Consider the following 11261-nt stretch of genomic DNA (forward strand, 5'->3'; position numbering starts at 1 on the left):
ACCAACGGGAGAGTGGACGCGTGTCCGCAGACAGACAGAGACCGATACGGCGTGGCGTGCTGGTGCGCGCCGCCGTCGCGGCCGCCGTCGCCGGCGCGGTGACGGCCGGCACCCTGGCGGTCCTGCCCGCCGGTGGCCCGGGCCACGACCAGACGCCCGTCGCCGCCGACCAGCCGACGGTGACCGAGCAGCAAGCCATGGCGGTGGCCAAGGACAGCGGCAAGAAGACCGAGGTCATCGGTCTGCGCACCGAGCGCCGGGAGATCTTCGCCGAACCCGACGGCACCTTCACCGCCCGCGAGTACACCGAGCCGGTGCGCACGGTCCAGGGCGGCAAGTGGGTCCCGGTCGACGCGACGCTGGTGAAGCGCGCGGACGGCACCTGGGGCCCGAAGGCCGCCACCGTCGACCTCAGCTTCTCCGCCGGCCAGGCCGACAAGCCGTTCGTGACGATGCAGCGCGCGGGCCGCGAGTTCGCCCTGACCTGGCCGTACGGCAAGCTGCCCGCACCGCGGGTGGACGGTGACACCGCCACCTACGCCGAGGTCCTGCCCGGCGTCGACCTGACCGTGCGGGCCGAGGCCGACGGCTTCGGCCATCTGCTGGTCGTCAAGACGCCCGAGGCGGCCGCCGACCCGAGACTGGCCACGGTCGATCTCGGTATGACCACCGACGGCCTGAAGATGACGGAGGACACCACCGGGGCGATCCTCGCGGAGGACGCCGCCGTCGGCGGCACCGTCTTCCAGGCGGGCAAGCCCTCGATGTGGGACTCGGCCGCCGTCCAGGAGACCGCCACCAGGAAGCAGGGCCCGAAGGCCGTCGCGAAGGCGCTGAAGTCCGCCGCGGCCGCCGCCGACGGGACCGCCACGGCCACCCCCGGTCCCAAGACCGCCCCCGAGCCCGCGCTCGAAGGCCCGGGCGGCGGCGGCAAGGTCGCCCCCCTGGGCGTCGAGGTCGGAAGGGGCAAGCTGCGCCTGGTCCCCGACCAGAAGCTCCTCAAGGGCACGGACACCGTCTTCCCGGTCGTCATCGACCCGATCTCGCGCACCACCTCGCGCACCTCGTGGACCGGCGTCATGTCCGGGATGCCCAGTGAGCAGGACTGGAAGTACTCCGGCAGCGCGGGCGTCGGCAAGTGCCCGACCGACTACAACCCGGTCTCCTGCAACGGCGTCGGCGTACGCCGCGTGATGTTCACGATGCCGCTCTCCTTCTACAAGGGGAAGCAGATCCTGGGCGCGACCTTCTCCGCCCGGGTCGAGCACATCTACAGCGCCTCCCCGACGGCGGAGCCCATCCGGCTCTACCGCATCGGCGGCCAGAACTACTCGCTCTCGTCGTCCAGCAACTGGTCCAACACCTCGGACGACTGGGACGACCACATCGCGACGGTCGACAAGGCGATCTCGCCGACCTCCTGCTCCAGCCAGGCCAACCTGCACTTCGAGAGCGGCGCGACCGGCGAGCTGACCAGCGAGATCAAGACGGCCGCCGCCGGCGGCTGGAACTCGATGACCCTGGGTCTGCGGGCCGCCGACGAGTCCCGCTTCGCCGAGTGGAAGCGGATCTGCGGCAACGCCTACCTGTCGGTCAAGTACAACAACCTGCCGCGGCAGATCAAGACGTCCGACATGACCACCGACCCCGGCGGTCTGTGCAAGTGGGGTTCGACCCGCGAGTACTCCGAGGTCCCGCCGAAGCTCCAGGCCATCGCGAGCGACCCCGACCACGGCAACGGCCAGACCGACAAGGTCAAGGTCGAGTTCAAGGTCGAGTGGACCGACCCGACCACCAAGGAGGCCAAGTCCTACACGTACCTGACGCCGGACTGGCTCTCCCCGACGGCCAGCACCAAGTTCACGCACACGGTCAAGTCGTCGATCCCGCAGAACACGGTCATCTACTGGAGCGCACGCGCCACCGACGGTGACGGCTACGGCCCGTGGAGCTACGACGGGGACACCGCGCAGCGCTGCGAGTTCATCTACGACAAGACACTGCCCGGCAAGCCGAACGTGCTGTCCAAGCAGTACCCGTCCGACACCGTCTACCACGACGGCGTGGGCACCTACGGCACCTTCACCTTCGCGCCCAACCCGAACGACTCCATCCCGGACACCGACGTCGTCAAGTACCGCTACGCCTTCGACGGCACGGCGAGCCCGGCGACCGTCGCCACCCCGGCCGCGGCCGGCGGCTCCGTTTCCGTGCAGTGGATGCCGACCCGCTCCGGCCGGCACTGGGTCGACGTGATCGCCGTCGACAAGGCGGAGAACCCCAGCACCAAGGCGCACTACGAGTTCCTGGTGAGCGAGGGCACGCCGGTTGTCGCCCAGTGGAACCTCGCCGACCAGGCGGGTGACACCGAGGCGCACGACGAGAGCGGCGAGTTCTCGGCGACCGCGGGCACCGCCGTCGCGTTCGGCGCGGAGGGCCCCGGCGGCAAGGTCGACAAGGCCGCTCACTTCGACGGCACCTCCGAGGCGTACCTCGACGCGAGCGAGACCGTCCTCGACACCGCCAAGAGCTTCAGCGTCAGCGCCTGGGTGCGCCCCACCGCGCTGGACAAGGACATGGTGATCGTCAGCCAGGACGGCACCGGCGAGCCCGGCTTCACCTTCGGCTTCGACGCCTCGGCGCAGACCTGGAAGTTCTCCGCCCCGGTCAACGACGTGGACTCGCTCGGCGAGTGGAAGGCCGTCTCCACCGGAGTGACCCCGGTCAAGGACCAGTGGGTGCTGCTGACCGGCGTGTACGACGCCCAGAACAGCGCCGGCCCCACGCTCCAGCTCTACATCAACAAGGACCTGAAGGGCTCCGCCACCCGGCGCTCCACCTGGAAGTCGTACGGACCGCTGCAGATCGGCCGCGCCACGGCCAAGAGCGGCTACCGCGGCAACTTCACGGGCGACCTCGCCGAGGTCCGCGTCTTCGACCGCGTCCTGCCGGCGGCCCAGGTCGCCGAGCTGATGACCATCAAGCCGGAGCGCAAGGCCTACTGGCAGCTCGACGACGCCAGCGGCGGCGCCTCCGCCGAGTCCGGCGGCGGCCAGGCGCTGACCCTCGCGGGCAACGCCTCGATCTACCGCCCGGCCGACCCGCTGTTCGACACGGCCGCCCTGGTCGGTGACGGCAACCTGGTCCTGGACGGCGACGGGGACTACGCGTCCACCGCCACCGCCCCGGTCACCGGCAACAGCAGCTTCACCGTGACCGCCCGCGCCCAGCTCACCTCGCTGGACCCGGAGAAGTCGCAGACGGTGCTGTCCCTGCCGGGCGCCAACACCAACCGTCTCCAGGTCCGCTACCAGGCGAGCACGCAGCAGTGGGAGCTGGCCGTCGCCAAGACCGACGCGGCCGCCCCCGAGGTCGTCAGCTTCACCGACGACCAGGAACTGCCCGACACCGGCGGCTCCGGCCAGCACCTGGCGGTCGTCTACGACGCCTTCGCCAACTCGATCCGCCTCTACGTCGAGGGCCAGCTCGTGGCCGGTGCCTACGGCACCAACGACACCCTGTGGTCCGCCACCGGGGGTCTCCAGGTCGGCCGTTCGCTGCGCGGGGCGAGCGAGTTCTTCGCCGGCGCGATCGACGAGGTCCGCGTCTACAGCGGCGCGGCCGACCAGGTCGCGGTGCAGCAGATGGCCGCGCTGACGGCGCTGCCCGACATGTGACGGAGCGTCACTCCTGAAGTGTGCCGGGTCCGACGAGGGCCCGGCACACCTGGTCCTGCCCCTTCCCCCCTCGTCCCCTTCCCCCCTTCCCCCTTGCCCTCCGTGCCCTTCATGACGTTCCTACGATCAGGAAGTTGCCGAATGTTCTTCCGTGGCCGCTCTCTGAGCCGCCGCATGCCTCGACAGACGGTCGTCGCCACAGTGCTGGGACTCTCCCTCGCGCTGTCGGCGTCCTCGGTACAGGCGGCGGGGCTCGACGACGGCGACCGGGGCCGCACCAGCCGCCCCGGCGTCCAGGACGACGGGGATCCCGCGAAGGGATCCGACGCGAAGAAGAAGTCCCGCCCTTCGGATTCGGCGCGCAAGGCGGCGGTCAAGGGCCTGGACAAGGCGGTGTGGCCGAAGCAGGGCGGCGCCGAGGTGAAGATCGGCGCCACCGCGGAGGCGGGCGGCCTGCCGGTCACGGTCACCAGGGCGAAGGCCAAGGTCAAGGCGGCCCAGTCCGCTGATGCCGTGCGGGTCGACGTCCTCGACCCGAAGCGGGCCGACAAGCTCGGCGCCGACGTCCTGCTCGGCGTGGAGCGCGCCGACGGTGCGGACGAGGCCGGCAAGGTCCGTCTGACGGTGGACTACTCGGAGTTCGCGGAGGGCTTCGGAGGTTCCTACGCCTCCCGCCTCCAGTTGGTCCAGCTCCCCGCCTGTGCCACCGTGGCCGTGCCCGGCAGCAAGGACTGCCCCGAGCTGCCCAAGGCGCTGAAGACGGTCAACGATGTCAAGGCGGGAACGGTCTCTGCGGATGTGACCGCGGCTCCGGCCTCCGCCGAGGGCGTTTCGACGATGGCGGCCGAGGCGACCTCGCTGGTAGCGGTGGCGGCCGGCCCGTCGTCGGCCCAGGGCACGTACAAGGCCACGGCGCTCGCGCCCTCCGCCAGCTGGACGGTCTCGAACTCCTCCGGCGGCTTCTCCTGGAACTACCCCTTCCGTTCGGTTCCGACCCCGGGCGGTCTGACCCCGACCGTGGGCCTCGGCTACTCCTCCCAGTCGGCGGACGGCCGCACCTCGGCGACGAACAACCAGGGCTCCTGGATCGGTGAGGGCTTCTCCTACGACCCGGGTTACATCGAGCGCCGCTACAAGCCGTGCTCGGAGGACGGCCACGACGGTTCCGGCGAGCAGTGCTGGGCGTTCGAGAACGCCACGATCATGCTCAACGGCTCGTCCTCGGAGCTGGTCAAGGACGACACCACCGGCAAGTGGCACCTGTCCGGCGAGGACGGCAGCAAGGTCGAGAAGCTGACCAACGCCACCAACGGCGACAACGACGGCGAGTACTGGCGGGTCACCACGACCGACGGCACCGAGTACTACTTCGGTCAGAATCGGCTGCCGGGCTGGGCGTCGGGCAACGAGGAGACCAACTCGGTCTGGACGGCCCCGGTGTTCGGCGACGACTCCGGTGAGCCCTGCTACAACGCCACCTTCACCTCGGCGTACTGCCAGCAGGCGTGGCGCTGGTCGCTGGACTACGTCAAGGACACGCACGGCAACGTGATGTCCTACTTCTACGAGCGCGAGACCAACTACTACGCGCTCAACGGGAAGACGGACGTCAACGGCACCGCGTACCACCGCGGCGGCTACCTGAAGCGCATCGACTACGGCCAGCGCGACGGCCAGGCCTACGCGGCGAAGGCCCCGGCCCGGATCGTCTTCAACACCGCCGAACGCTGCCTGCTCACCTCGGACTTCGACTGTGCGGAGAGCAAGCGCACCGCGGCGAACGCCTCCCACTGGCCGGACGTCCCGGTCGACCAGGAGTGCAAGTCGGGCACGAAGTGCACGTCACCGGTGCAGACCTTCTTCACGACGAAGCGGCTGACGTCCGTGGTCACGCAGATGCGCAAGGACGCCACGACCTACCAGGACGTGGACGCCTGGACCTTCACGCACCTGTTCACGGACAACGGCGACGACTCCAAGACGCTGTGGCTGTCGAAGATCGAGCACGAGGGCCGCGTCGGTACGGCGGTCAAGCTGCCGTCCGTCGACCTCTTCGGCGAGCAGCTCGCCAACCGCGTCGACGCGATCGGCGACAACATCGCCCCGTTCTACCGCTTCCGCCTCTCGACGGTCCTCAGCGAGACCGGCTCCCAGCTCGACGTCAACTACGCGCCGACCGACTGCACCAAGGCCACGCTCCCCAAGCCGGGCGAGTCCACCAAGCGCTGCTACCCCGTGAAGTGGGCTCCGCCCGGTTACATCGACCCGATCACCGACTGGTTCCACAAGTACGTGGTCGCCGCGGTCATCGAGTCCGACCGCACCGGCGGCGGCGACCAGCTCGTCACGCGCTACAGCTACCAGGGCGACGCGGCCTGGCGTAAGGCGAAGCCGGACGGCATCACCGACGACAAGTACCTGACGTGGGGCGCCTGGCAGGGCTACGGCAAGGTCACGGTGACCTCCGGCAGCGCCGACGACCAGAAGACCCGCGTCGACTACACCTACCTGCAGGGCATGCACGGTGACGCGGACCCCGACGGCGGCACGCGCTCCGTCTCGGTGACGGACTCCACGGGGGTCTCGTACACCGACTCCGAGGAGTTCACCGGCCATGAGCTGGAGGTCGCCACGTACGACGGCTCCAAGCTGATCTCGAAGGCGATCAGCGAGCCGTGGAAGCACACGACCGCGACGCAGACCAGGAGCTGGGGCACCACCCGCGCCACCATCGTCAAGGCGGACACGGCACGCGGATACAGCCTGCTGTCCAACGGCACCTGGCGTCAGACGAAGTCGACCACGACGTACGAGACGGATCTCGGCACCGGCCGGGCGGTCACGGTCGACGACCAGGCCGACGTCTCGAAGAGCGACGACGACACCTGCACCCGCCTGTGGTACGCGGACAACACCGCGAAGAACATCCTGGCGCTGCCCTCGCGCAGCGAGTCGGTGTCCGTGAAGTGCTCCGCCACCCCGGACCGCAAGACCCAGGTCCTCGCGGACGAACGCACCTCGTACGACGATCTCGCCGTGGGCGCGGCGCCCACCAAGGGCGACGCCACGAAGACCGAGCGCCTGACGGCCCACGACGGCACCACGGCCACGTACCAGGTCACGGGCACCACCACGTACGACGACTTCGGCCGTCCGAAGATCCAGAAGGACGCGAAGCAGAACCCGACGCGGACCGACTACGTCGAGACGAACGGTCTGCTCACCCAGACCAAGCTGACGAACGCCCTCGGTCACATCACGACCACCGACTATGTCTCCGCGTGGGGTCTGTCCACCGGCCAGACCGACCCCAACGCCCGGCGGACGGACCTCGCCTACGACGCCCTCGGCCGGCTGACCTCGGTCTGGCTGCCCGACCGCGCCAAGTCGCAGACGCCGAGCATCAAGTACGCGTACAACGTCCGCAAGGACAAGGTCACCTCGATCAAGACCGAGAAGATCGAGAACGACGGTTCCTACGGCGCCGAGTACCAGCTCTACGACAGCCTCCTGCGCCCCCGCCAGATCCAGACCGAGGGGCCGGACGGCACCCGGATGGTCGCGGACTCGTTCTACGACGGCGCGGGCAAGATCAAGCAGACCAACTCGACGTACAACGCGGCCGCCGTCCCCTCGGACGAGCTGCTGCTCGTGCACAACGGCGAGGTCGGCGCGCAGACCCGCTTCGAGTACGACGCCCTCGGTCGCACCACGGCCGAGATCTTCGCGGTCTCCGGCGTCGAGCAGTGGCGCACCACGACCACGTTCGACGGCGAACTCACGCACATCGACCCGCCGGTCGGCGGTGTGCCCACGACGACCGTCTCGGACGCCGAGGGCAACACCACCGAGCTCCGGCACTACAAGGGGGCGTCCCCGGCCCCGCTGACCGCGTACGACTCGACGAAGTACACCTACACGCGGGCCGGCAAGCTGGAGACGGTCACCGACGCCAAGGGCAATGTGTGGCGGTACGCGTACGACCAGCTCGGCCGCAACAAGACGACGGTCGACCCGGACGCCGGAACCTCCCGCACGGAGTACGACGAGCTGGACCGGCCCGTCGCCGCCTGGGACGGACGCGACAAGAAGACGTCCACGGCCTACGACGCGCTCGGCCGGGTCACGAGCACCTGGACCGGTGACGTCGACACCGGCACGAAGCTGACCGAGACCCGCTACGACAAGGCCGGCTGGCTCGGCCTGCCGTACGCCCAGCTCAGCTATGTCACCTCGACCGAGTACTTCGCGTCGGTCGTCCAGTCGATGGACGAGTTCTACCAGCCGCTGAAGACGGCCTACTCCGTGCCCGCGTCGCAGGGTTCCCTGGCCGGCACCTATGTCTTCACGTCGACCTTCAACCGTGACGGCACCCTCCAGTCGGCGGGTCTGCCCGCGGCCGGCGGCCTGTCCGCCGAGGCCGTGACCTACGGGTACGACGCGCTGCAGCGTCCGACCACGATGACGGGCACGACCTCGTACGTCACGAACACGGTCTACTCGAAGGACAGCGTCCTGCAGCAGCTGGAGCTGTACACCGGCTCGGGCAAGAAGGTGTGGCAGACCTTCGACCACGAGACGGGCACCGACCGCCTCACCCGGTCCACCGTGGACGTCTACGGCGCGACGGCTCCGGCGAAGCAGTCGTCGTACTCGTACGACCAGGCCGGAAACGTCCTGTCGATCGCGGACACGGCGAACAGCTCGTCCCCGGACGTGCAGTGCTTCGCCTACGACAGCCAGCAGCGGCTGACCGAGGCGTGGACGCCCGCGTCCACGGCGGCGAACGCGGCCGGCGCCGGCACGGTCGGCTCCACCGCGCCCGTCGAGGGCTCCCGCCCGAACGCGTGCACGGCGGCCCCGGGCACGAGCGCGCTCGGCGGTCCCGCCCCGTACTGGAAGTCGTACGAGACGGACGCCATCGGCAACCGTAAGTCGGAGACCATCCACGACATCGGGCTGAACGCGGCCAAGAACATCACCCGCAGCTACGAGTACGGCGGCGCGGGTGCCCTCGGCGACGGTCCGCACCAGCTGACCAAGGTCACCGAGCAGACCCCGACCGGTGAGAAGCAGTACGCGTACGAGTACAACGACGCGGGCGCCACCACCAAGCGCACGATCGGCGGCGACGCCCAGTCCCTCGAGTGGGACGACGCCGGCCGGCTGACCAAGGTGAAGGAGGCGAGCGGCTCCGAGACGACGTACCTGTACGACGCCTCCGGCAGCCGGATCCAGCGCAAGGACTCCTCGGGCACCACGGTCTACCTGCCCGGAATGGAGCTGAAGCTCTCCGCCGACGGCACCAAGAAGTCCGCGACCCGCTACTACGCGCACGCCGGGCAGACCATCGCGATCCGCACCGACGACGGCAAGCTGTCGTTCCTCGCGGCCGACCATCACGGCACGGGCGAGCTCGCGATCGAGGCGGCGACGGGCGCGATCTCGCAGCGCCGCTTCGACCCGTACGGCGTCCAGCGCGGAACGGCCGCCGGAACCTGGCCCGGCGAGAAGGGCTATGTCGGCGGCACCACCGACACCTCCACCGGCCTGACCCACCTGGGCGCCCGTGAGTACGACCCGGCGATCGGCAAGTTCATCTCGATCGACCCGGTCATCGACTACACGCAGCCGCAGCAGATCAACGGCTACGCCTACGCCAACAACAGCCCGGTCACCCTCTCCGACCCGAGCGGACTGCTGTCGTCGACGACATGCAGCCTCTTCCCGAGTGCGCTCGGCTGCGGGACGCCGGACTGCGGCATGCTGTGCGCGCCGGGCTCCGAAGGGGCGAAGGTCACCGAGGCGCAGAACGAGGTCAACCAGGCCCAGAAGCAGCAGTCGTCGGCCAAGAAGCGCATCAGCTCGGCCGGCAAGGAACTCGTCAAGATCGTCCGGGACATCCTCGGTGTCGACGCGGCCCTCGACTGCATCTCCACGGGTGACGTCGGCGCCTGCGGCGAGACGCTGCTGAACATCGCCGGCAGCTTCGCCGGCGGCCTCGCCGGCAAGATCATGGCGAAGTACGGCCTGCCCTGGAAGTGGGCGAAGGGGGTCAAGCTCGCCAAGCGGGTCGTCAATCTCGTCGGTGATCTCATCGGCGGGGTCAAGGACCTGCTGAAGGCGAACAAGGCGCTGGCCAAGGCCAAGGACGGGCTGGCCGTGGCCCGTTCGAAGGCCGCGGCGGCCCTGAAGAAGCTGAAGAAGACCGAGTGTCACAGCTTCCTGCCCGGCACCAAGGTCCTGCTCGCCGACGGCGGCACCAAGCCGATCGAGGACGTCGAACTCGGCGACAAGGTGACGGTGACCGACCCGGAGACCGGGAAGACCACCGTCCGCGAGGTCGCGGGGACCATCGTCACCGAGGACGACAAGGAGTTCTCCGACCTCACGGTGACGACGGACTCCGGTGCCCAGGAGATGCTGGTCGCCACGGTCACGCACCCCTTCTGGGTCGAGTCCGAGCAGGCGTGGATCAAGGCCGGCGACCTCGAACCCGGCATGAAGCTGCGTACCCCGTCGGGCGAAACGGTCGATGTCACGGCCAACCGCCACTTCGAGAAGCGCCAGCGGACCCACGACCTGACCATCACCGGCATCCACGCCTACTACGTCCTCGCGGACGCCACGCCGCTGCTGGTGCACAACTGCGACGGGACGATCACGCTGCACAAGTGGGCCCCGGACAGGGAGGGCGACACACCTCACTTCAGTGTCGAGATCTCCGACGGCAAGGGTCTCTCGCTGCACACGGAGCAGCTCCACACCGAGGACATGCAGAGCACCTGGATCGCCGAGTTCGATCCGGAGGGCATGGTCAAGGTCAGCTCGACCACCATCCGGATCCCGAACGCCCGCGCCGCCATGCGTGAGCAGCTGAGGCTCATGCGCGATGTGGGAGACCTGGGTCCGTACAACGTGATCTCGAACAGCTGCGTCTCGCACTGCAAGGTGGTGGGCGATGCCGGCGGTATGGCGACCGAAGGCTTGCGCGACTTCGCGGGAAGGTTCGGTCTCACATGGCGTGATCTGCGGCGATGAAGAAAGGACGTGCGTTGACCGAACAACAAGGAGGGGCGCCCGGCGGCACCCCGTTGCTCGGGGAGGTCATCTCCAGCGGGCTGGCCGACTCAGCTGTGCACTACGAGGCCGGACGGGTGCTGATGGCCATGTCCAGGTCCGCCTTCGGCTCGCCGGGCGAGGCGACGGGCCTGGACGACGAGAAACTCTTCGAGGCGCTCGAACTGGTCGATGACGGCTGGGTGGCTGTGCGGAGGGCCTGGGCCCGGCTCTCCGCCATGGAGCAGACCCTGGCCGAGGAGAAGGCCGCCGCGGTCGAACGGACGGTCGGCGATCGTGCCGCTCGTCTCGAGGCGCTGTCCGACCTGCCCTCCCAAGCGGCCTACCGCGCGGCCAGGGCCGGAATGGCGGAGGCGCTGAGCCGGCTGGCGGACGCCTATCAGCTCTATCCGGCAGGCGGGTGACACAGCATCACTGACCGAGGGTGCCGGGCCCGTTGAGGGCCCGGCACGCCTGTCCTCGCCCCCTTTTTTTCCTCTTTCCCGCACGTCCCTTTCCTACGAT

At 69.3% G+C, this 11261-nt stretch carries 3 protein-coding genes; all 3 read left to right on the forward strand.

Going from position 1 to position 11261, the window contains the following annotated elements; genetic code table 11:
- The first annotated feature begins 20 nt into the window (after positions 1-20).
- The 3 genes from ABZ464_RS22815 (at position 21) to ABZ464_RS22825 (ending at position 11161) form a co-directional block, all read left to right on the forward strand.
- The gene (locus ABZ464_RS22815; RefSeq protein ID WP_359279463.1) at positions 21-3677 is read left to right on the forward strand and encodes a LamG domain-containing protein; all 3657 of its coding nucleotides are present in this window, start codon (positions 21-23) and stop codon (positions 3675-3677) included.
- A 174-nt stretch (positions 3678-3851) separates the two neighbouring features.
- Positions 3852-10718, forward strand: a complete 6867-nt coding sequence (locus tag ABZ464_RS22820; protein ID WP_359279464.1) for an RHS repeat-associated core domain-containing protein — start codon at positions 3852-3854, stop codon at positions 10716-10718.
- A gap of 14 nt (positions 10719-10732) precedes the next feature.
- Positions 10733-11161 carry a hypothetical protein gene (locus ABZ464_RS22825; protein ID WP_359279465.1) on the forward strand — a complete coding sequence of 143 codons (429 nt, stop codon included), beginning with the start codon at positions 10733-10735 and terminating at the stop codon, positions 11159-11161.
- Positions 11162-11261 lie beyond the last annotated feature (100 nt).

The sequence above is a fragment of the Streptomyces sp. NPDC005820 genome, from assembly GCF_040630255.1.
Classification (GTDB): Bacteria; Actinomycetota; Actinomycetes; order Streptomycetales; family Streptomycetaceae; genus Streptomyces.